21 protein-coding genes and 1 pseudogene are annotated in these 19,761 nt (G+C 74.7%); 11 read left to right on the top strand and 11 right to left on the bottom strand.

What is annotated here, in order from left to right:
• On the top strand, positions 1-497 hold a 497-nt coding region (locus tag AC5FZL_RS03665), incomplete at its 5' end, for an ATP-dependent helicase C-terminal domain-containing protein (protein ID WP_493617207.1).
• Between the two features lie 18 nt (positions 498-515).
• Here AC5FZL_RS03665 and AC5FZL_RS03660 read toward each other — a convergent pair.
• Genes AC5FZL_RS03660 through AC5FZL_RS03645 form a run of 4 tightly spaced genes read right to left on the bottom strand, consistent with a single transcriptional unit; the run spans position 516 to position 3,670 of the window.
• Positions 516-1,856 (bottom strand): DUF2252 domain-containing protein, encoded by a 1,341-nt coding sequence (locus AC5FZL_RS03660; protein WP_493617206.1) that lies wholly within the window; start codon positions 1,854-1,856, stop codon positions 516-518.
• A 37-nt stretch (positions 1,857-1,893) separates the two neighbouring features.
• Complete coding sequence (locus tag AC5FZL_RS03655; protein WP_493617205.1) at positions 1,894-2,583, bottom strand: esterase/lipase family protein; 690 nt, start codon at positions 2,581-2,583, stop codon at positions 1,894-1,896.
• Entirely contained in the window at positions 2,580-3,272 is a 693-nt protein-coding gene (locus AC5FZL_RS03650; protein ID WP_493617204.1) for an alpha/beta fold hydrolase, read from the bottom strand. Before AC5FZL_RS03650 ends, AC5FZL_RS03655 begins: the two co-directional genes overlap by 4 nt.
• A gap of 29 nt (positions 3,273-3,301) precedes the next feature.
• Positions 3,302-3,670: a DUF1844 domain-containing protein gene (locus tag AC5FZL_RS03645; RefSeq protein WP_493617203.1), complete on the bottom strand. Its 369-nt coding sequence runs from the start codon at positions 3,668-3,670 to the stop codon at positions 3,302-3,304.
• Between the two features lie 281 nt (positions 3,671-3,951).
• Between AC5FZL_RS03645 and infC the strand changes: the two genes are divergently transcribed.
• The 8 genes from infC to pheT all read left to right on the top strand — a co-directional run bounded on the left by infC (position 3,952) and on the right by pheT (position 11,589).
• Positions 3,952-4,647, top strand: a complete 696-nt coding sequence (gene infC / locus AC5FZL_RS03640) for a translation initiation factor IF-3 (RefSeq protein ID WP_493617208.1) — start codon at positions 3,952-3,954, stop codon at positions 4,645-4,647.
• Positions 4,648-4,783: 136 nt separating this feature from the next.
• Positions 4,784-4,978, top strand: coding sequence for a 50S ribosomal protein L35 (rpmI, locus tag AC5FZL_RS03635; protein WP_493617202.1), 195 nt, complete (start codon positions 4,784-4,786; stop codon positions 4,976-4,978).
• A 69-nt stretch (positions 4,979-5,047) separates the two neighbouring features.
• Positions 5,048-5,434 (top strand): 50S ribosomal protein L20, encoded by a 387-nt coding sequence (rplT, locus tag AC5FZL_RS03630; protein WP_493617201.1) that lies wholly within the window; start codon positions 5,048-5,050, stop codon positions 5,432-5,434.
• A 31-nt stretch (positions 5,435-5,465) separates the two neighbouring features.
• Entirely contained in the window at positions 5,466-6,320 is an 855-nt protein-coding gene (locus tag AC5FZL_RS03625) for a TrmH family RNA methyltransferase (RefSeq protein ID WP_493617200.1), read from the top strand.
• 79 nt (positions 6,321-6,399) lie between these two features.
• Complete coding sequence (locus AC5FZL_RS03620; RefSeq protein WP_493617199.1) at positions 6,400-6,783, top strand: ATP-binding protein; 384 nt, start codon at positions 6,400-6,402, stop codon at positions 6,781-6,783.
• 54 nt (positions 6,784-6,837) lie between these two features.
• The gene (locus AC5FZL_RS03615; protein ID WP_493617198.1) at positions 6,838-7,890 is read left to right on the top strand and encodes a sensor histidine kinase; all 1,053 of its coding nucleotides are present in this window, start codon (positions 6,838-6,840) and stop codon (positions 7,888-7,890) included.
• Positions 7,891-7,945: 55 nt separating this feature from the next.
• Positions 7,946-9,016 (top strand): phenylalanine--tRNA ligase subunit alpha, encoded by a 1,071-nt coding sequence (pheS, locus tag AC5FZL_RS03610; protein ID WP_493617197.1) that lies wholly within the window; start codon positions 7,946-7,948, stop codon positions 9,014-9,016.
• Positions 9,016-11,589 carry a phenylalanine--tRNA ligase subunit beta gene (gene pheT / locus AC5FZL_RS03605; protein ID WP_493617196.1) on the top strand — a complete coding sequence of 858 codons (2,574 nt, stop codon included), beginning with the start codon at positions 9,016-9,018 and terminating at the stop codon, positions 11,587-11,589. The genes pheS and pheT overlap by 1 nt, the downstream gene beginning before the upstream one ends.
• 13 nt (positions 11,590-11,602) lie before the next feature.
• On the opposite strand, the gene AC5FZL_RS03600 is transcribed toward pheT, so the two are convergent.
• Positions 11,603-12,481: an NAD(P)H-binding protein gene (locus AC5FZL_RS03600; RefSeq protein ID WP_493617195.1), complete on the bottom strand. Its 879-nt coding sequence runs from the start codon at positions 12,479-12,481 to the stop codon at positions 11,603-11,605.
• A 91-nt stretch (positions 12,482-12,572) separates the two neighbouring features.
• Here AC5FZL_RS03600 and AC5FZL_RS03595 point away from each other — a divergent pair, with 91 nt between their 5' ends.
• Entirely contained in the window at positions 12,573-13,184 is a 612-nt protein-coding gene (locus AC5FZL_RS03595) for a GyrI-like domain-containing protein (RefSeq protein ID WP_493617194.1), read from the top strand.
• A 595-nt stretch (positions 13,185-13,779) separates the two neighbouring features.
• Here AC5FZL_RS03595 and AC5FZL_RS03590 read toward each other — a convergent pair.
• Positions 13,780-14,979, bottom strand: a complete 1,200-nt coding sequence (locus tag AC5FZL_RS03590; protein ID WP_493617193.1) for an MFS transporter — start codon at positions 14,977-14,979, stop codon at positions 13,780-13,782.
• Between the two features lie 118 nt (positions 14,980-15,097).
• Positions 15,098-15,747: pseudogene (locus tag AC5FZL_RS03585) on the bottom strand (SDR family NAD(P)-dependent oxidoreductase).
• Here AC5FZL_RS03585 and AC5FZL_RS03580 point away from each other — a divergent pair.
• The gene (locus AC5FZL_RS03580; protein ID WP_493617209.1) at positions 15,712-15,837 is read left to right on the top strand and encodes a hypothetical protein; all 126 of its coding nucleotides are present in this window, start codon (positions 15,712-15,714) and stop codon (positions 15,835-15,837) included. The pseudogene AC5FZL_RS03585 and the gene AC5FZL_RS03580 sit on opposite strands and share 36 nt — an antisense overlap.
• Before the next feature lie 142 nt (positions 15,838-15,979).
• On the opposite strand, the gene AC5FZL_RS03575 is transcribed toward AC5FZL_RS03580, so the two are convergent.
• The 4 genes from AC5FZL_RS03575 to AC5FZL_RS03560 form a co-directional block, all read right to left on the bottom strand.
• Positions 15,980-16,573: a TetR/AcrR family transcriptional regulator gene (locus tag AC5FZL_RS03575; protein ID WP_493617192.1), complete on the bottom strand. Its 594-nt coding sequence runs from the start codon at positions 16,571-16,573 to the stop codon at positions 15,980-15,982.
• A gap of 600 nt (positions 16,574-17,173) precedes the next feature.
• The gene (locus AC5FZL_RS03570) at positions 17,174-17,479 is read right to left on the bottom strand and encodes an EthD domain-containing protein (RefSeq protein ID WP_493617191.1); all 306 of its coding nucleotides are present in this window, start codon (positions 17,477-17,479) and stop codon (positions 17,174-17,176) included.
• Positions 17,480-17,587: 108 nt separating this feature from the next.
• A complete protein-coding gene (locus AC5FZL_RS03565) occupies positions 17,588-19,066 on the bottom strand; it encodes a dihydrolipoyl dehydrogenase family protein (RefSeq protein WP_493617190.1) in 1,479 nt (492 codons plus the stop codon).
• Positions 19,063-19,650 carry a hypothetical protein gene (locus AC5FZL_RS03560; RefSeq protein ID WP_493617189.1) on the bottom strand — a complete coding sequence of 196 codons (588 nt, stop codon included), beginning with the start codon at positions 19,648-19,650 and terminating at the stop codon, positions 19,063-19,065. The genes AC5FZL_RS03565 and AC5FZL_RS03560 overlap by 4 nt, the downstream gene beginning before the upstream one ends.
• Positions 19,651-19,761 lie beyond the last annotated feature (111 nt).

Here is a 19,761-nt window from a genome sequence, read left to right as displayed (position 1 = left end):
GCCAGCGGCTGGCGTGCTGCGCCCTGGCGCTGGGGGAGCCGTGGCCGGACGTCTCCGACGCCGCCCTGCTGGCGCGCACCGACGACTGGCTGGGGCCCGAGCTGGCCCGCGCCCGGCGGCGCGCCGACCTGGCGGCGGTCGACGTCGCGAGCGCCCTGCGCCGGCTGCTGCCCTGGCCGGCCGCCGCCCGCCTCGACGAGCTGGTGCCCGAGCGCGTGCCGCTGCCCGGCGGGGGCTCGGCGCGCCTCGACTACGCCGACCCCGCCGCACCGGTGCTGGCCGTGCGCCTGCAGCACGTGCTGGGCTGGCAGGCCGCGCCGCGCGTGGCCGACGGGCGGGTCGCGGTGCTCGTCCACCTGCTGTCCCCGGCCGGGCGGCCGCTCGCGGTGACCGCCGACCTCGCCTCGTTCTGGGCCGGCCCCTACCGCGACGTGCGGGCGCAGATGCGCGGCCGCTACCCCAAGCACGCCTGGCCCGAGGACCCCACGGCCCCCTGAGCGTGCGGAGGGGCGGCGTCAGAGGCCGGGGATCCGCCCGTTGCGGAAGGCGTCGACGAAGCGCTGGTGGTCCTCGCGGACCAGCTGCCCGTAGGACGCGCCGAAGTCGACCACCCAGTCCACGAAGCCGTCGGTCCCGCCGGGGGCGGCGTCCAGGGCGGCGGTGATCGCCTCCTCGCTCTGGAAGGGGACCAGCGTCTCGTCGCTGCCCTCGTCGGCCACGCAGTGGATCTTGGCGGTGGCGCGCCCCAGGGAGTCCAGGACGTCGCGCGCGACGTCCGGCTCGGTGATGCCCGACCAGTCCAGGTCGGTCTCGTAGGGGGAGAGCTCCGCGACGACCCACCCGGCGCCGTCGATGGTGGTGTGCCCCAGCCAGGGGTCGGCGTGCGCCTGCAGCGCGCGCTGGCTCAGCGCCGTCCGGTGCCCGTGGTCGGTGAAGGCGGCCCGCACGCGCGGGTCGTCGACCACCCGCGAGGGCGCCGCGACGTTCCCCTGCTTCATGGAGAGGACGACGTCGTTCTCCAGCGCCTGGGTGCGGCCCTCCAGGAGCAGGTTGTACGCGGGGAGCCCGGCGCTGCCGATGCCGAAGCCCGAGCGCCCCACGACGTCCTTGATGACGTAGCTCGTGCGCGGCTGGCGCTTGCTCGCCGGGATCGTCTCCAGGTAGCGGCCGAACGCCTCCTCCACCTCGGCCCGCTCGCCCGGCTCCAGGCGGCGCACGTGCGGGCCGTCGGCGAAGCGGCGGTCGCGGTCCTCGATCACCGTGTTCCGCTCCAGCAGCGCCACGCGGGTCGACGCCCGCGCGGCCTGCAGGGCCTCGTGCACCGGGCCGGTGGTGCTGTCCAGGCGCAGCGCGTAGGCCGCGTCGCCCTCGCTCGTGGCGAAGGCCCGCACCTGGTCGGCGTAGGCGCGGGCGTAGGTGGCCACGAGCGCGGCGATGTCGCGGTCGCTGAAGGCCTTGGACACCCCCAGCAGGGCGACGCTGGCGGCCATCCGGCGCACGTCCCAGGTGAAGTGCCCGACGTAGGCCTCGTCGAAGTCGTTGACGTCGAAGACGAGCACGCCCGCGTCGTCCATGTAGGTGCCGTAGTTCTCCGCGTGCAGGTCGCCCTGGATCCACACCCGCGACGTGCGCTCGTCGGCGTACGGGTCGCTCGCGCGCACCACGTCGGCGTAGAAGAGGCAGGCCGTGCCGCGGTAGAACGCCCACGGGCTGCCGGCCATGATCCGGAACTTGCGGCGGAACGCCGCGGGGCTCGCCTCGATGAGGGGGGCGAACGCGTCGAGCAGCGTGGCCACCAGGGCCTCGGTGCGCTGGTCGCCGCTCTGGGCGCGGATGGCGTCGACGACGTCGCTCATCGCGGCAGCCTAGGGGCGGGCACCGCGCCCGCCGGGCTCAGCGCAGGGCCGCGAGGACGGCGTCCTGCGCCCGGGGGTCGCTGAGGATCCGGAAGTGGCCGACCGTGTCGACCTCGACGTTCGTGGCGCCGTCGAGGTGGCTGGTGCCGGGGATGTTGGGGTCCACCGCGCTGTAGACGGACGTGATCGCGGCGTTGACCGACCGGGCGGCGTCCAGCTCGCGCAGCAGCGGCCCGCCGGGCACGAAGACCCGCAGCGCGCGCAGCGGCAGCCAGCGGGCGCGCGCCGAGCCGGAGAACGGGGTGTTGACGGCCACCAGGCGGTCGACGCGGCCGTCCTCGTTGTGGTGGACGAGCAGCTGCTTGCCCACCAGGCCGCCCTTGCTGTGGGCGACCACGGCGACGCGGGGCAGGCCGGTCGCCTCGAGGTAGCCGCGCACCGCCAGCGCCGCCTGCGGGATCTCCCCGCCGTTGAAGCCGAGGGCGTCGACGACGTGCACCGGGTGACCGGAGCGGTGCAGGGCGTCGACGAGGGGCTGCAGGAAGCGCCACGACTCGTAGACGCCGGGCACGAGGACGACCGGCAGGCCGTCGCCGCGGGCCGCGCGGTGGTCCTCCGGCAGCGCGCCGCGGCGCAGGCTGCGCACCTGCCAGCGCACCGCGTAGAGCCAGTCGGCGCAGAACCACCACGCGACCGCGGCCGCGGAGTGCTTCCGGGAGGGGCTCACGCCGCCTCGAACGCGGAGATGATCCGGGCGAGCTCCTCGGCGTGCGTGTAGTGGACGCCGTGCCCCCCGCCGGAGGCCTGCGCGGTGGAGGCGCGCGGTGACGTCGCGGCCAGGCGCTCCACCCACGCGCGCGGTGCGACCGGGTCACGGGCACCGCGCAGGACGAGCACGGGCACCGCCACGTGCGGCAGCGCCTCCTCGGTGCGGTGGGCGAGCATGTGCACCAGGGTGTGCAGGTACACCCGGGGTCCGCACGCCAGGTAGGCCCGCACCTCCAGGGCCACGAAGGCGAGCGGCTCGCCGAAGGAGTCGCGCAGCAGCCGCAGGCCCTGGCGCACGGCGCTGCGGGCGCGGTCGTCGGTGGTCGGACCCAGCAGCACGGCCCTCGCCGCGGCGCCGGGGCGGGCGCGCAGCAGCTCGACGACGACCTGGGCGCCGACCGAGTGCCCGACGAGCGTCGCGCCGGTGACGCCGTGCTCGGCCATCACCCCGGCGACGACCTCGCCGTGCTCGGCGAAGGTCAGCGGACGGCGGGGGTGGGCGGAGGCGCCGAACCCGGGCAGGTCCAGGGACAGGACGCGGTGCGTGGTCTCCAGCGCGCGGGTGAGCGGGCGGAAGTAGCGGCTGGAGACGCCGATGCCGTGCACGAGCACCACCCAGGGGGCGCCGTCGGGCCCGCTCCGGTGCACCCGCAGCCGCGGCCGCCGCCCGCGCCCGGTCAGCTGACCGGCCCGGTGAGCTTCTCGCCCGGGCCCTGGCCGGGGGCGTCGGGGAAGGGCGAGGCCTCGCGGAAGGCCAGCTGGAGGGTGCGCAGGCCGTCGCGCAGCGCGCGGGCGTGCTGGTTGCCGAGGTCGGGCGCGGAGGCGGTGACGAGCCCGGCGAGGGCGGTGATGAGCACGCGCGCCTCGCCCAGGTCCAGGTGCCCGGAGCTGTCGGCGTCCTCGGCCAGCCCGCACTTGACCGCGGCGGCGCTCATGAGGTGCACCGCGGCCGTGGTGATCACCTCGACGGCCGCCACGTCGGCGATGTCGCGCGCGGCCGAGGCCGCGGGGTCGGGGGAATCGGCGCTGGGAGGGACGGTGTTCACCCTGGTACGATCTCAGATCGACCGACCGGCGCCGTCCGTCCCCTTCCGGGGGCCGGCCAGCACCGGTGCGCAAAGCGGAGGCCAGCCTCCCACCCGCCGCGGCCCCAGGCCGCCGGGTCCCGGTCACCGCAGCGCCCTCCGGGGCGCTGTGGACGCCCACCCGGGCGCCGTCCGTCGACGGCTCCGGGAGGGCGCCGGGTCTGGCCTGCCTCCGTGACGCGCTCGTCGGCGGAGGCCCTCTCCTCCGGCGGCGGTACCGCACACGCCCGAAGGAGCAGCACATCAGCGAACCGCGCATCAACGACCGGATCCGCGTCCCCGAGGTCCGGCTGGTCGGGCCCAACGGTGAGCAGGTCGGCATCGTGCGCGTCGAGGACGCGCTGCGGCTGGCGCAGGAGGCCGACCTCGACCTGGTCGAGGTGGCCCCGCAGGCCAAGCCGCCCGTCTGCAAGCTCATGGACTTCGGCAAGTTCAAGTACGAGTCGGCGATCAAGGACCGCGAGGCTCGCAAGAACCAGACGAACACCGTCCTGAAGACCGTCCGGCTCCGCCTCAAGATCGACCCGCACGACTACGCCACGAAGATGGGCATGGCCACGAAGTTCCTCGAGGCCGGGGACAAGGTCAAGGTCATGATCATGTTCCGCGGTCGTGAGCAGTCGCGCCCGGAGATGGGCTACCGCCTCCTCCAGCGCTTCGCCGGCGACGTGACCGAGCTCGGCGCGATCGAGTCCAGCCCCCAGCAGGACGGCCGGAACATGGTCATGGTCATCGGGCCGCACAAGCGCAAGGCCGACGTCAAGGCCGAGGCCAAGGCGGCGGAGCAGAAGCGCCGGCGCAGCGGCGAGCAGGCCGCCTCGGCCCCCGCTCCGGAGCCCGAGGTGTCCGAGCGCGCCGAGGTGGCCACGGCCACGCACGCCGCGGCCTCGGCCGCGGTCGAGCAGGCCGCCGACCAGACCGCCCCCGCGCAGGGCTGATCCGCAGGCCGACCGCACGGCTCGTCCGGCGCGCGCGAGCGCGCCAGAAGCACCCTGCGCCAGGAGCGTCCTGGCCAGGGCAGACCGCACCACGGCACGGGCCCCGGCTCGCGCCCACGAGAGGACGAAGGCAGCCATGCCGAAGATGAAGACCCACAGCGGGGCCAAGAAGCGCTTCAAGCTCAGCGGCTCCGGCAAGGTGATGCGCGAGCGCGCCAACCTGCGCCACCTGCTGGAGAGCAAGTCCTCCCGCCGCACCCGCCGGCTGTCGGGGAACGCCGTGGTCGCCCCCGCGGACGCCAAGAAGATCAAGAAGCTGCTCGCGAGCTGATCCGCCGCGGCCGCCCGGCGGGCGGCCGCACCCCCCTGACACCGACGCACCAGATCTGAGGAGCACCACGTGGCACGCGTGAAGAGGGCCGTCAACGCCCAGAAGAAGCGCCGCACGACCCTGGAGCGGGCCAGCGGTTACCGCGGCCAGCGCTCCAGGCTGTACCGCAAGGCCAAGGAGCAGGTCACCCACTCGCTCGTCTACGCCTACCGCGACCGGCGCGCCCGCAAGGGCGACTTCCGCCGCCTGTGGATCCAGCGCATCAACGCTGCGGCCCGCGCCAACGGCATGACCTACAACCGCTTCATCCAGGGCCTCGGGGCCGCTGGGGTGGAGGTCGACCGCCGCATGCTGGCCGAGCTGGCCGTCAACGACGCCGCGGCGTTCACCGTGCTGGTGGAGACCGCTCGCGCCGCCCTGCCGGCGCAGGCCGCCGCGCAGACCGCCGCGGCCTGAGCTCCCCGCTGACCCCGCGCCGGGCGCCTCGGTGAGCGACGTGCTGTCCAACCCCCGCAGCGAGCGGGTGAGGACGGTCCGCCGTCTCGCCGAGCGCCCGGCGCGTCGGCGTTCGGGCACCTTCCTCGCCGAGGGCCCGCAGGCCGTCCGCGAGGCGGTGGCGGCCGCGGCGGAGCGCCCGGGCGCCGTGCGCGAGGTGTACGCGACCGAGGCCGCGGCCGACCGCCACGGCGAGATCGTCGAGGGCGCCCGCGCGCTCGGCGTCGAGGTGCGGCTGTGCGCGGAGGACGTGCTGGCCGCGATGGCCGACACCCGCACCCCCCAGGGCCTGCTGGCGGTGTGCGCGCTGGTCGGCGCCCACCTGGCCGACGTCCTCGACCCCGCTCCGCCGGCGCTGGTGGCCGTGCTGGCCTCGGTGCGCGACCCCGGCAACGCGGGCACGGTGATCCGGGCGGCGGACGCCGCCGGCGCCGGGGCCGTGCTGCTGAGCACCGGCAGCGTCGACGTCCACAACCCCAAGTGCGTGCGCTCCACCGCCGGCAGCCTGTTCCACCTCGACGTCGTCGAGGAGGTCGAGCTGCCGGCGGCGCTCGGGGCGCTGCGGGACGCCGGCCTGGCGGTCCTCGCCGCCGACGGCGACCCGTCCCCGGCCACGGCTGACCTCGACGACCTGCTCGACGACGCCGCCGCGGGCTCCGGCCCGCTGGCCGGGCCGACCGCCTGGGTCTTCGGCAACGAGGCCCACGGCCTGTCCGCCGCCGAGCGCGACCTCGCCGACCTCGTCGTCCGGGTGCCGCTGCACGGCCGCGCGGAGAGCCTGAACCTGGCCACCGCTGCCGCGGTGTGCCTGTACGCCAGCGCCCGTGGGCAGCGCCGCCGTGGATGAGCGCGCCACGCCGGAGCGGGGTCGCGTGCGAGAGCGCGACCGCGCAGTCCACACTGGCCCGGTGCGCGAGGGTGACCCGGTGAGCGAGGCCGTCCTGCCGTGCGGCCCCGAGGCCGCCGGCCGGGCCCGCCGGATCGTCGCCGCGGCCTGCACCCGGGCAGAGCTGGGCGCCGACGCCTGCGACAGCGCCCTGCTGTGCGCGAGCGAGCTCGTGACCAACGCGATCGTCCACGGGCGCAGCGAGGTGCGCCTGGGCGTGAGCGTCGGGGCGCGCCGGCTGCGCGTGGAGGTCGGTGACGACAACTCCCGCCACCCGCACCTGCAGCCGGTGGACGACGGCGCCCTGGACGGGCGCGGCCTGTTCATCGTCGACCTGCTGGCCTCCCGCTGGGGCGTGCGCGACGACGAGCTGGGCAAGGTCGTCTGGTTCGAGCTGGTCGAGCCGGGCAGTGACCGGGCGTGACCCCGGGTGAGCACCGCTGACGGACCCTGAGCCGGGCGCAGTAGTCTCCGCGCTGTGAACGGCGGAGCGGCCCTGCTCGAGGACCTTCCCGACGGAGTCGTCGTGGTGGGTGCAGACGCCCGGGTGGAGGTCGTCAACGCCAGCGCCGAGCGGGCCCTGGGCCGCTCCCGGGCCGACCTGCTGGGCGCCGACGTGCGCACCGCGGTGCCGCTCAAGGACACCACCGGCCGCGACTGGTGGGCCTGCACCGACCCGTGGTCGGGCCTGGCCATCCGCACCGGGCACCGCGAGCGGCTGCTGGTCGCCGGCGGCGGCCGCGAGCTGCTCGTCACCGCGCGCTACGTGCGCCCGGGCCGCGGCGCCCCGGTGAGCCGGGTGGTGCTGCAGCTGCGCGGCACCGAGGCCCGCCGGCGGATGGAGAACGACCACGCCGGCCTCATCTCCACGGTCGCGCACGAGCTGCGCTCCCCGCTGACCTCGGTCAAGGGCTTCACGTCGACGCTGCTGCGCCGGTGGGACCGCTTCAGCGACGACCAGAAGCGGCTGATGCTCCAGACCGTCGAGGCCGACGCCGACCGCGTCACCCGGCTGATCACCGAGCTGCTGGACATCTCCCGCATGGACGCCGGCCGCCTGGAGGTCCGCCGCCAGGTCGTCGACCTGGAGGGGCTGCTGCGCGGGCAGGTGGCCCGGATGGAGGCCACCGGGGAGCCCGCCGACCGCTTCCTCGTCCACGTGCGCGGGCCGCTGCCGGAGGTGTGGGCCGACCCCGACCGCCTGGAGCAGGTGCTGTCCAACCTCGTCGGCAACGCCGTGCGGCACGGCGCCGGGACGGTCGACCTGAGCCTGCACGCCGACCCGGAGGGGGACGGCGTCGTGGTGATGGTCGAGGACGAGGGCGAGGGGATCCCCGAGGAGCACCTCGGGATGGTCTTCACGAAGTTCTGGCGCGGCTCGCGCCGCGGCGGCACGGGCCTGGGCCTGTACGTCGTGCGCGGGCTCGTCGAGGCGCACGGGGGCCGGATCTCGGTCAGCCGCTCCCCGGCCGGTGGCGCGCGGTTCCGCTTCACCCTGCCCGCCGCCGTCCCCGAGGCGATGCGGGACTGAGGCCGCTCGACCGGTGCCGTCCGGGCGCCCGGGCGGGGTCTGGGAGACTGCCGCCGTGTCCGACCCCACGCCCCCCCAGCAGCCCTCGCCGGCCGCTGAGCCCGCGTCCCTGGACGTCGACCGCGCCGTCGACGACGCGCTGGCCGCGCTGGCCGCGGCCGGCTCCCTCGAGGAGCTGAAGGCCGCGCGCCTGGCCCACGCCGGTGACCGCAGCCCCCTGTCCCTGGCCAACCGCCAGATCGCGACCCTGCCGCCGGCCGAGCGCGCCGAGGTCGGCAAGCGGCTCGGGCAGGCCCGCGGACGGGTGCGCGCCGCGCTGGAGGAGCGCACGGCGCAGCTGGAGGCCGAGCGCGACGCCCGCGCCCTCGTGGAGGAGTCCGTCGACGTGACGATGCCGGCGCAGCGGCGTCCGGCCGGCGCCCGCCACCCGCTGTCGGTGCTCCAGGAGCAGGTCGCGGACGTGTTCACCGCGATGGGCTGGGAGATCGCCGAGGGCCCGGAGGTGGAGGCGGAGTGGTTCAACTTCGACGCCCTCAACTTCGGCGCCGACCACCCCGCCCGCCAGATGCAGGACACGTTCTTCGTGGACCCGCCCCAGGCCGGCCTGGTGCTGCGCACCCACACCTCGCCGGTGCAGGCGCGCTCCCTGCTCGAGCGCGGCGTGCCGCTGTACGTGGCGTGCCCGGGACGGGTCTTCCGCACCGACGAGCTCGACGCCACCCACACGCCGGTCTTCCACCAGGTCGAGGGCCTGGCGATCGACGAGGGCCTGACGATGGCGCACCTGCGCGGCGTCCTGGACCACCTCATGACCGCCCTGCTCGGCACCGGGGCCCGCACCCGCCTGCGCCCGTCCTTCTTCCCCTTCACCGAGCCCAGCGCCGAGATGGACGTGTGGTTCGAGCGCCCGGACGGCTCGGGCAGCGGCTGGCTGGAGATCGGCGGCTGCGGGATGGTCAACCCCAACGTGCTGCGGGCGGTCGGCGTCGACCCCGAGCGCTACCAGGGCTTCGCCTTCGGCTGGGGGATCGAGCGGATCCTCCAGATCCGCAACGGCGTCGCTGACATGCACGACATGGTCGAGGGCGACGCGCGCTTCAGCCGCGCCCTGGGAGGAGAGCTCTGATGCGCGTCCCGCTCAGCTGGCTGCGCAGCAGCGTCGACGTCCCCGCAGACGCCACGGGGGAGCAGGTCGCCGCCGCCCTGGTGCGCGTCGGCCTCGAGGAGGAGGGCCTGCACGGCGGTGACGTCACGGGGCCCGTGGTGGTCGCCCGCGTGCTCAGCGCCGAGCCCGAGCCGCAGAAGAACGGCAAGACCATCAACTGGTGCTCGCTCGACACCGGCGAGGGCGAGCCGCGCGGCATCGTCTGCGGCGCGAGCAACTTCGCCGCCGGCGACCTCGTGGTGGCCGCGCTGCCCGGTGCGGTGCTGCCCGGCCCGTTCCCCATCGCGGCGCGCAAGACCTACGGGCACGTCTCCGACGGCATGATCTGCTCCGCCCGCGAGCTGGGGCTGGGCGACGACCACGCCGGGATCATCGTGCTCGAGGAGCTGCTCGGCGCCGGGGCCGGCGGCGCCGCGCCCGGTGACGACGCGCTCGCGCTGCTCGGCCTGGCGGAGGAGGTCGTCGAGGTCAACATCACCCCCGACCGCGGCTACTGCTTCAGCGTCCGCGGCCTGGCCCGCGAGTACGCCCACGGCGCGCGCCTCGACGTCGCGACGGCCTTCCGCGACCCGGCCGCCGTCGAGGTGCCCGAGGCGGACGGCCGCGGCTTCGGCGTCTCCCTCGCCGACGACGCCCCGATCGGCGGGCGGCCCGGCGCCACCCGGGTGGTCACCCGCGTCGTGCGCGGCGTGGACCCGGCGGCGCCCTCGCCGTGGTGGCTGCGGCGCCGGCTCCAGCAGGCGGGGATGCGCCCGATCTCCCTGGCCGTCGACGTCACCAACCACGTCATGCTCGAGACCGGGCAGCCCCTGCACGCCTACGACCTGGCCGCCCTCGACGCCGCGCTGACGGTGCGCCGGGCCCGCGCGGGGGAGCGGCTGACGACGCTGGACGGCGTCGAGCGCGCCCTGCACCCCGAGGACCTGCTCATCGCCGACGGGCCGGGCGGCGCCCGCCCGATCGGGCTGGCCGGGGTCATGGGCGGGGCGGCCACCGAGGTCGGGGCCACCACCCGCGACGTCGTCATCGAGTCCGCGCGCTTCGACCCGGTCTCGATCGCCCGCACCGCGCGCCGCCACAAGCTGCCCAGCGAGGCCAGCCGCCGGTTCGAGCGGGCCGTGGACCCCGAGCTGCAGGCCGCGGCCGCCGAGCTGGCCGTGCGCCTGCTCGTCGAGCACGGCGGCGGCACCGCCGACCCGGGGGTGACCGACGCCCGCGCCGAGGGGAGCGGCACCGCCGCTGCCGCCCTGCGCCTGCCCGTCGACCTGCCCGCCCGCGTGGTCGGCCTCGACCTGCCGGTCGAGACGACGACGGCCCTGCTGGAGCAGATCGGCTGCTCCGTGCACGCCGACGTCGACCCCGAGGGCGGCGAGGGCGGCGCGCTCGTCGTCACCCCGCCGTCGTGGCGCCCGGACCTCGTCCAGCCCGTCGACCTCGTCGAGGAGGTGGCCCGCCTCCACGGGTACGAGCACATCCCCTCGGTGCTGCCGCGGGCCGGCTCGGGGCGCGGCCTGACCCGCGAGCAGCGGGGCCGGCGCCTGGTCTCGCGCGCGCTGGCCGCCGACGGGCTCGTGGAGGTGCTCAGCTACCCCTTCGTCGGGCCCGAGCGGGCCGACCAGCTCGGCCTGCCCGCCGACGACGACCGCCGCCGCGCGCTGCGCGTGGCCAACCCGCTCTCCGACGAGCAGCCCCTGCTGCGCACGAGCCTGCTCGCCAGCCTCGTGGACGTGCTGCGGCGCAACACCAGCCGCGGCGCGAGCGACGTGGCGCTGTTCGAGGTCGGTCGGGTCACCCGGCCGGTCGACGGCGCCCCGGCGGCTCCCGTCCTCGGGGTGGAGCGGCGTCCCACCGACGCCGAGCTGGCGGCGCTCGAGGCCGCGGTGCCGCCCCAGCCGGTGCGCCTCGCCGGCCTGCTGGCCGGGCGCAGGGAGCCCGCCGGCTGGTGGGGCCCGGGCCGGGCCGCCGACCACACCGACGCGATCGCCGCCGCCCAGCGCGCGGCGCAGGTGCTCGGGGTGGAGCTGGCGGTGCGCTCCGACGTCCACGCCCCCTGGCACCCGGGGCGGTGCGCGGCGCTGTCCCTGGCCGACGGCACCCTGGTCGGGCACGCCGGCGAGCTGCACCCGGCGGTCGTCGCGGCGCTGGACCTGCCCGCGCGCACGGTGGCGTTCGAGCTCGACCTCGACGTGCTCGTCGCGGCCGCTCCCGACGTCGTCGCGGCGCCGCGGCTGTCCTCCTTCCCGCTGGCCAAGGAGGACCTGGCCCTCGTCGTCGACGCCGCGGTGCCGGCGGAGGACGTCCGCCGGGCGCTGCTCGCGGGACTGGTGGAGGCCGGGCACGGCGACCTCGTCGAGGACGTCCACCTCTTCGACGTCTACACCGGCGCCCAGGTGCCCGAGGGGTCGCGCTCGCTGGCCTTCGCCCTGCGCCTGCGCGCGCCCGACCGAACGCTCACGGCCGCCGACACCGCGGCGGTGCGCGACGCCGCCCTGGCCGAGGCGAACCGCCGCACCGGGGCCGTCCTGCGCAGCTGACGGCCCGACGCCGTCACCAGGGGCCGAGCGCCGGCCGCAGCACCTCCCAGGCCCACGCGCCGAGCGTGGTCGGGGTCGTCGTGAGGGCGCTGCGGGGCTGCTCGGGCGTGAAGCCGTCGCGCAGCCCGACGGACATGCCGACGACCGCCTCGACGACCGCCGGCGCCAGGCCCGCCCCGGCCAGCTCGCCGCGCACGACGTCGTCGGGCACCTGCTCCACGCGCACCGGGCGCCCGCACGCCTCGGCGACGGTCGCGGCGGCCTGCTCCCAGGTCAGGTCGACCGGTCCGTGGACGGCCTGCACGACCCGGCCCGACCAGTGCGGGCTCAGCAGCCGCGCGACGGCGACCTCGGCGACGTCGCGGGGGGCGACCCACGGCACAGGCCGGTCGACCGGCAAGAGGACGCGGAGGAGCCCGGCCCGCAGGGCGTCGAGCTCGTGCAGGAGGTTGGTGGAGAAGTACCCGCAGCGCAGGTGCACGACGTCGGCGCCGGTGGCGTCCAGCGCCTCCTCGGTGCGGGCGAGGCCATCGATCTCCCCGGCCCCCGACCGCAGCTCGGCGCCCACGCTGCTCTGGAGGACGACCCGGCGGATCCCGTTGCCGACCACGGCGCTCGCCGCGGCCTCGGCCGCGCGGGCGTGCTCGCCGACGGGGTCGGCGTCCCAGCTCGTCGGGCTGACCCAGTGCAGCGCGTCGACGCCGCGGGTGGCGGCGAGCACGGACCCCGCGTCGCGCTGGTCGACGACGACGGCGTCGACCCGGCCGGCGACCGCGGGGTCGAGCCGGGCCGGGTCGCGCAGCAGGACGCGCGGGCGCACGCCGGCGCGGACCAGCCCGGCGACGACGTGGCGACCGACGCTGCCGGTGGGGGTGGTGACGGCGATGACCACGACGGCTCCTCGTCTCGGCTCCTGCGGACGAGGACGACGCTAGGAGCGGTTGCGGTCACCTCCTGGCCGTGATCCGCGGCAGTCTGGGACGGTGGCGGCCTACGACCTCAAGCGGGAGCACCGGCAGCTCTACGCGCCCAGAGCGGGGACCTTCGAGCTCGTGGACGTCCCACCGCTGGACTTCCTCGTGGCCGACGGGCGGGGGGATCCGAACACCTCGACCGCCTACCGCGAGGTCGTCGAGGCGCTCTACGCGGCGTCGTACGCCGTGCGCGCCGTGGCGAGGGCGAGGCTGGGGAGGGTGCACGTGGTCGGGCCGCTGGAGGGGCTGTGGTCCGCCGACGACCTGGACGCCTTCCGCACCCGCGACAAGAGCGCCTGGAACTGGACGATGATGATCGCGCAGCCCGAGTGGATCACCGCCGAGCTCGTCGCGGAGGCGGTGGCGGCGGCCCGCAGGAAGCGCCTCCCGGCGCTGGAGCGGGTCCGGTTCGAGCGGTTCGCCGAGGGCCGCAGCGCACAGGTCCTCCACGTGGGCCCCTACGACGACGAGGGGCCCGTGCTCGAGCGCCTGCACCGGGAGTTCCTGCCGGCGCACGGGCTCCGCCCCACCGGCCGCCACCACGAGGTCTACCTCTCCGACGCCCGCAGGACCGAGCCCGCGAAGCTGAGGACGGTCCTGCGCCAGCCCGTCGCCCGGTGACCGGAGCCCGGACGCAGGTCGCTGCCTCCGACGACGGCCTCCAGGCCCGTGCGAGCGCGGGTCGCCGGGTGGCCGGTCACCGCCTCCGGCGTCGGGTCGGTCACGGCGGACTCCGGGGAACCAGTGGCTCGACGCCGGGCCAGCAGGGACGCCTGGGCCTCGGGAGGGCGGCCTGCGGGCTGAGGCGCACCGGTGGGCGTTGGGGCCGTGGGGGAGACCTTCGTGACCTGGGACGCGCCAGGTCGGTGGCATGAGCACTGGGACGGCGCGGCGGCCGCGGTGGGCATTCCCACCTCGGTCCTGTCGCCGCTGCGCTCGGTGGAGCACCGCCCCGGGGGCTGCAGCGCATCCTCGACGGGGACGTCCCGCCGACACGATCGTCGTCAGCCGACGATCGCTCACTGAGACGGCTGATCACCGCTCATCGCCCTCGCAGCGGTTGATGGACCGTGCCGTACCGCCACCGCGGCGGCCGTGCCCTCCTGGCTCAGGAGTGGGCGACCACCGCGGCGGCGTCTTCAGTCGAGTCCGCATCGCTCGAGTGAGCGTGTCGGGTGGGAAGGAACCAGGCGGAGCTCGCAGCCGTCGCTCGGACCTAACGTGCGTCCAGCGTGGACGGACGTGGTTCCTGCGCGAAGCCGAGCCGGAAGGTGACGAGGCACACCGCGAGGACGACTGCGCCCGCGACGGGGATGAGGCTCGCGCCCGCCAGACCCGCTGCCGCGGTCGCGACGACCGGTGCGATGGCGATCCCGAGGTACTGGGCACTGGTGAACCACGACAGCGTGAGCCCCGCTGTGGCGCGGTCGATGGTCGCCAGTCGCTGTTGGACCGGGATGGTCGCACCGAGAGCCGTGCCGCCCCAGAAGGCGAACAGGACGACCTCCACCCAGAAGGTGCCGCCGACGAGGGTGATCAGCACGAGGATCACGATCTGCGCGACCACCAGCACGGAGAAGGCTCCCCGGGCGGAGAAGCGATCGGTGATCGGGCCGGCGGCTACGTTGCCGATGACCGAACCGACGCCGAAGGCGAGGAGCAGCAGCGCCAGGAGACCGCCCGACCCGTCGGTGGCGTCTTCGGTGACCGAGGCGCTGAAGAGGTACACGATGTTGAAGCCGAGGATGAGGAGCAGCGTCGACACGAGCCCGAGGCTCACCCGCGCGTCCCTCAGCGGGCGCAGCCTCTGCCGGACGGAGGCCACCGGGGGGATGGGAACGCCGCGGACGACGACGGCGACCGTGACGGCGAGCAGCACCGCGAGGCCGGCGATGATGAACAGCGGGGTGCGCCATCCGTACGCTGCCGCGAGGGCAGTGCCCGCGGGAGCGCCGACGGCGGTCGCGAGGCTGAATCCGAGGGTGATGACGGCGATGGCGGTCGCCACCTGACGGGGAGGCAGGAGCGCGGGCCCGGCGGCGGTCGACGTCGGCACGAGGACCGCCCCTCCCAGCGCGCCGACGGCACGACCGATGACGAACACCTCGATGGTCGACGTCGTCGCGGTGATGAGGATCCCGACCGCCATCAGGGTCAGCCCCGAGACGATGAGGGCCGTGCGCGAGACCCTGCCGAGCAGGATCGACGCTGCGGGAGCGGCGACGGCGATGACCAGGGCGTAGATCGTCACGGAGTACCCGACCGCCGCTCGGGTCGTGCCGAACGCGTCGGCCAGCTGCGGGAGCAGCCCGGCGATCACGAAGGCGTTCGTACCCGTCAAGAACAGTCCTGCAGCAAGGAGGCTCAGCTGGACGTACGTCCGCCGGCCCACGGGTGGAGCGTCTGTGGTGTCCATCGATGTGCTCTTCTCAAGAGGCCGTCGTGCGGCGCACGGGGAGGCGCGGCGTGGTCGGGAGGTGCGGGTGTCGCGCTCTGTGGCGCGGCGGCGGTATCAGCCGGGGAGCAGGCTCTGCTCACCGCCGTGGGCGCCCACGATCGTGCCGTTGACGAAGCTGCTGGCCGATCGGACGAGGAACAGCACGACCTCGGCGACCTCGGCCGGGGTCTCCGATGCGTCCTCGTGCCGTCGTGTTGGCCATGGCGTCCCCGGTGGCCGCGAGCATCGATTCCGTCCCGGGGGTGCGCACGGACCCGGAGGCGACACCGTTCAGGCGGATGCTGGCGGCTCCGAGCTCCGTCGCCCAGCAGCGCGTGAAGAGCTCCAGAGCCGCCTTGGACGCGCCATGAGCGGCACCGACGGGCGCGACCGTCGTGGCCGCGGTCGAGCTGATGCTCACGATCGTCCCCGCGCCCTCTTCGAGCGTGTGCGGGACGACAGCCGCGACGAGCTGGAACGGCGCGTGCGTGTTCACCGCGAAGTGCCGGTCGACGCTCTCTGCGGTGGTGTCGAGAGTGGGCGTGAGCTCGTAGATCCCGGCGTTGTTCACGAGGATGTGGACCGAGCCGGCCTCGTGCGCCAGCCGCTCGACGTCCTGGACGTCACCGAGGTCGGCCGCGACGAACCGCGCACTGCCTCGGGCAGCACTGATCGCGTCGACGAGCTCCGCTCCGCGCCGGGGGTGCGGCCGTGCGCGACGACATCGGCGCCGTGCTGTGCGCGCAGCTCCGCGACCGCTCGACCTATACCTGCGGTGGCTCCGGTGACGAGAACCGTCTTCCCCGCGAGACCAGGCATGCTGCTTTTTCTGGGTGACATGACCCAATCATCACACACAGATTGGGTCGAGCCACCCAGACCTGCCGAGTCGCGGCCCCTTGACCGCGACGGCGACGTGAGCGAGGGCGCTGGGACGCCGAGGACAGGCAGGGCGGCCCGCCAGGCCGCTGCGGCGTGGTCAGGCGGTGAAGGACTCGACGTAGCGGAGCGCAGCGTTCATCGATGCCCGCATGGGTGTCGTGGTCTGCATGGTCTGCGCCAGGAGGGTGCCCCCTTGGAGGGCGGTGAGCAGTGCCATCGACAGCTCGTCGAGGTCGGCCTCCGGACGCAGGTCGCCCCGATCGCGCATGGCCTTCAGGCCGTCGAGCAGCAGGGTCTGCAAGCGGACGAAGGCGCTGCAGAGCTCGTCTCGGGTCTGCTCGTCGCCAGGACTGGTCGAGCCTGCGAGCATCGCCAACGTGCAGGCGCCGTACCCGCTGCCGTGGACGAGGTTCTCGACCGCGGCGTCGGCCCAGGCTCGGAGAGCCTCGATGCTGTCGAGCGGGCCCAGCATCGGGTGCCCGACGATCGCCTCTGGCGTGGACTGGTGAGTGATGACCGCCCTGACGAGGGCCTGCTTGCTGCCGAAGTAGTGGGACAGCTGAGATCCGCTGACGCCCGCACTCCTGCGCACGTCGTCGGCGCTGGTGCCGGCCACGCCGTGCTGACCGATGAGCGTCGCAGCCGCCTCGATGATGTGCTCTTTGGTGGCTTGTCCCTTCCGGGTGATCACGCACTCAGGCTAGCTCACTGGGTCGCCCCGCCCACCCGCACCTCGAGTCCGCCAGAGCGCGAGGCGGGGCTGAGGCGAGACCGTCCACCTCGTAGCCGACGTCCCGGCCCAGCAGGAGCGGTAGCCGCTGCGCCAGCTGCTGGGCGACGACCACTGGCACCCCTGGCAGCGGCAGCGCGGGCTCGTCGAAGAGCAGCAGCTGCGGCTCGACCTTGCGCGTGAAGGTGCGCACCGCCCGTACCTGTGCCCAGCTCACCGTCCGGTCGGGACGACCCGCCACCAGCACGCTCACGCCGCCCGCGCCGATGTCCGTGCTCGGGGGCGGTCACGACCCGAGGAGGTGTGCTGGCAGCTCCTCAGACGGGCTGTCGGCTCACAGCGACAGGACCAGGCGCTGCCCCACAGGAGATCCCGGCGCAGGACGGCGGTGGTGTCATGGACAGGCCCTTGACCCAGACGTGGTGAGCCTCTCGGAGGCCGGTGCGCCGATCCGTTCCTGACTGCTGGGCGGAGCCGAGCGCCTCGGCGAGAGGGCTCGCGTCGAGGCGCTCGGTCGTGGTTCAGGTGAAGCAGATCGGGGGAGCTGGGGGGAGGACCAGGTCAGGGCTGCTCGACGTCCGAGAACAAGCCGATGAACGGCGTCCCGGTCGCGATGAGCCCGCCGAACAGCTCACCGGCTTGGGGTGTGCTCGTCGCGGCGGAGGCGTCGTCGTAGCTGTCGAAGTACAGGTCCAGGGTGCGGTGAGCCGGAGTCGGGGTGCCGTCCTCCTTGGGCCAGACCTTGGCCGACTCGGCTCTTCGCAGCTTGGGGAGCTGCTTCGCGATGTTGAGCAGGGGCTGGTAGGCCCGCTCGAACTCCTGGGGATCAGCGGGGTTGTTGATGACCAGGGTGATCTTCGTCGTCATGGCGTTGTCCTTCTTCGCGGTGTGCGCTGGATCTGGCGGTGGGTCAGGTGCGGCTCTGCTCGGTGCCGCGCCGTCGTTCGGGGCGGGTGCGAGGTGCCGCTCCGGCGGTCAGTGAGGTTCTGGCCTGCCTGCGGCTTCCAGGAGGCGGAGCCAGATCTCACTGACGGTGGGGTAGGCGGGGACGGCGTGCCAGAGACGGTCGAGGGGGACCTCGCCGGCGATGGCGATGGTGGCGGCGTGGACGAGCTCGGTGACGTCGGGTCCGACCGCCGTGAACCCGACGACGGTGTTCTTGCGCTCGTCGATGACGAGGCTGGCGCGCCCGGTGTAGCCGTCGGCGTAGAGGGCCGCGCCGGCGACGGCGCCGAGGTCGTACTCCACGGTCCGCACCTGGAGGCCCGCAGCTCGCGCGGCTGTGGCGGTGAGACCGGCGGCGGCGATCTCGGGATCGGTGAAGATGACCTGCGGCACTGCTCGCTCGTCCGCGGTGGCGGCGTGCCGGCCCCAGGGGGCGAGGTCGAGGGGCTCGCCCGTGGCGCGGGCGACGAGTGCGTCGCCGAGGGCGCGTGCCTGGTACTTGCCCTGGTGGGTCAGCAGCACCCGGCGGTTGACGTCCCCAGCCGCGTACAGCCACGCCCCACCGGAGGGGTCGCCGACCGGTTGACCGTCGGGGCCGACGACCCGCAGGGCCTCGTCGACGGTCAGCCATCTCCCGTCGGTGAGGCCGACCTGGTCCAGGCCGAGGTCGGCGGTGTTGGGGCGACGGCCGGTCGCGACCAGGACCTCGTCCGCGTCGACGGTGTCGCCGTCGGCCAGATCGACGTGCACGGTCTTCTGCCCGTCGCGCGTGACCGCGGTAGGACTCGCTCCGAGCAGGACCTGCACGCCGCCCTCGCGAAGGGACGCGGTGACGTGCTCGGCGGCGTACGGCTCGACGTTGGGCAGCACCCCGTCCCGGGCGATGAGGGTGACGGCTGCGCCCAGGGCGCTGTAGGCGGTGGCCATCTCGGCGCCGACGACCCCAGCACCGATGATCGCGAGCCGTCGAGGGATCGCCTTCGCTTCCACGGCTTCCCGGCTGGTCCAAGGGCGTGCATCAGCGAGTCCGGGGATGGGGGGCAGGGCGGCGCTGCTGCCGGTGGCGATGACCACCGCGTGGCGTGCGGTGAGGGTGGTCACCTTCCCGTCCGGTGCGGTGACGGACACGGTGCGGGGTGCCGTGAGGCGTCCGTGTCCGCGGACGAGGCCGATGCCGGCGGAGTCGAGCCAGCCGACCTGTCCGTCGTCCTGCCAGTTGGAGGCGAACTGGTCGCGACGGGCCAGGACGGCAGTGACATCGAGCTGGCCGGTGATGGCAGCGGCGGCGCCTGGCACCTGTCGTGCGGCGCGCAGGGCAGCGATGGGGCGGAGGAGGGCCTTGGTGGGCATGCAGGCCCAGTAGGAGCACTCGCCGCCGACGAGCTCGCGCTCGATGATCGCCACGCTGAGGCCGCCCTGCACGGCGCGGTCGGCGACGTTCTCCCCGACCGGGCCGGCGCCGATGACCACGACGTCGAAAGTGGTGGCGGTCGTCCGCGTGCCGGTCATCGGGCTGCCTCTGCGGTGCGGTGCAACCGCAGGGCAGAGATGAGGAAGAAGATGCCACCGAGGGTCGCGTACCCGGCGACGGAGCCGAGCGATGCCGAGGACGTGCCGGCCTGGGTGATGAAGGAGCCGCCGGCGAGGACGGAGATGCCGCCGCTGAGGATCTGCGCCCACTGGCCACCCAGCCGACGACGGCTGGTTGCCACGATGAGCTGCACGATCCCGGCGGTGATCGCCCACGCGCCCCACACGCGCAAGACGGCCGCGAGGTCGGAGCTGACGGCGATGGCGAGACCCACGGCGGCGAGCAGGCTGAGCGCCATGTTGACGTAGAGGGCGGCGGGCCGTGACGCCCTGGCGGAGCGAAGGTCGACGACGGCCGCGCCGACGTCGACCAGCGGGTAGAGCACCAGCAGGACGACGGTGAGGGCGCTGAGGTCGCTGATCGAGTTCAGGGACGAGGCGGTCACCACGAGCAGGACCGCCCAGATGATCGCGAAGGCGAACCGGGCGAAGTAGACGTTGCCCATCACGGGGGCGATCGGGGCGGGTGTTCCTGTGGGCAGAGTGCCGGTGGCGGTGGTCATGAGGGTCTCTCTCGATGTTCGGGAAGGTGCCGGAGCTGTGGTCAGGGGAGGAACCATAGGTAGACTGACTAGTCACTCTACCTATGGGGAACGTAGCGCCCCAGGTCCTCG

Source organism: Quadrisphaera sp. DVD1, assembly GCF_058932755.1.
Note: the sequence above shows the minus strand (reverse complement) of the source record. Positions and strands in the feature narration are given on the sequence as shown.

What these genes read in the sequence shown, in the direction of transcription:
- AC5FZL_RS03590 (WP_493617193.1), bottom strand. Translation starts at nt 14,979, where the DNA reads ATGGACACCACAGACGCTCCACCCGTGGGCCGGCGGACGTACGTCCAG.
- AC5FZL_RS03660 (WP_493617206.1), bottom strand. Translation starts at nt 1,856, where the DNA reads ATGAGCGACGTCGTCGACGCCATCCGCGCCCAGAGCGGCGACCAGCGC.
- AC5FZL_RS03560 (WP_493617189.1), bottom strand. Translation starts at nt 19,650, where the DNA reads ATGACCACCGCCACCGGCACTCTGCCCACAGGAACACCCGCCCCGATC.
- AC5FZL_RS03565 (WP_493617190.1), bottom strand. Translation starts at nt 19,066, where the DNA reads ATGACCGGCACGCGGACGACCGCCACCACTTTCGACGTCGTGGTCATC.
- rpmI (WP_493617202.1), top strand. Translation starts at nt 4,784, where the DNA reads ATGCCGAAGATGAAGACCCACAGCGGGGCCAAGAAGCGCTTCAAGCTC.
- pheT (WP_493617196.1), top strand. Translation starts at nt 9,016, where the DNA reads ATGCGCGTCCCGCTCAGCTGGCTGCGCAGCAGCGTCGACGTCCCCGCA.
- AC5FZL_RS03570 (WP_493617191.1), bottom strand. Translation starts at nt 17,479, where the DNA reads ATGACGACGAAGATCACCCTGGTCATCAACAACCCCGCTGATCCCCAG.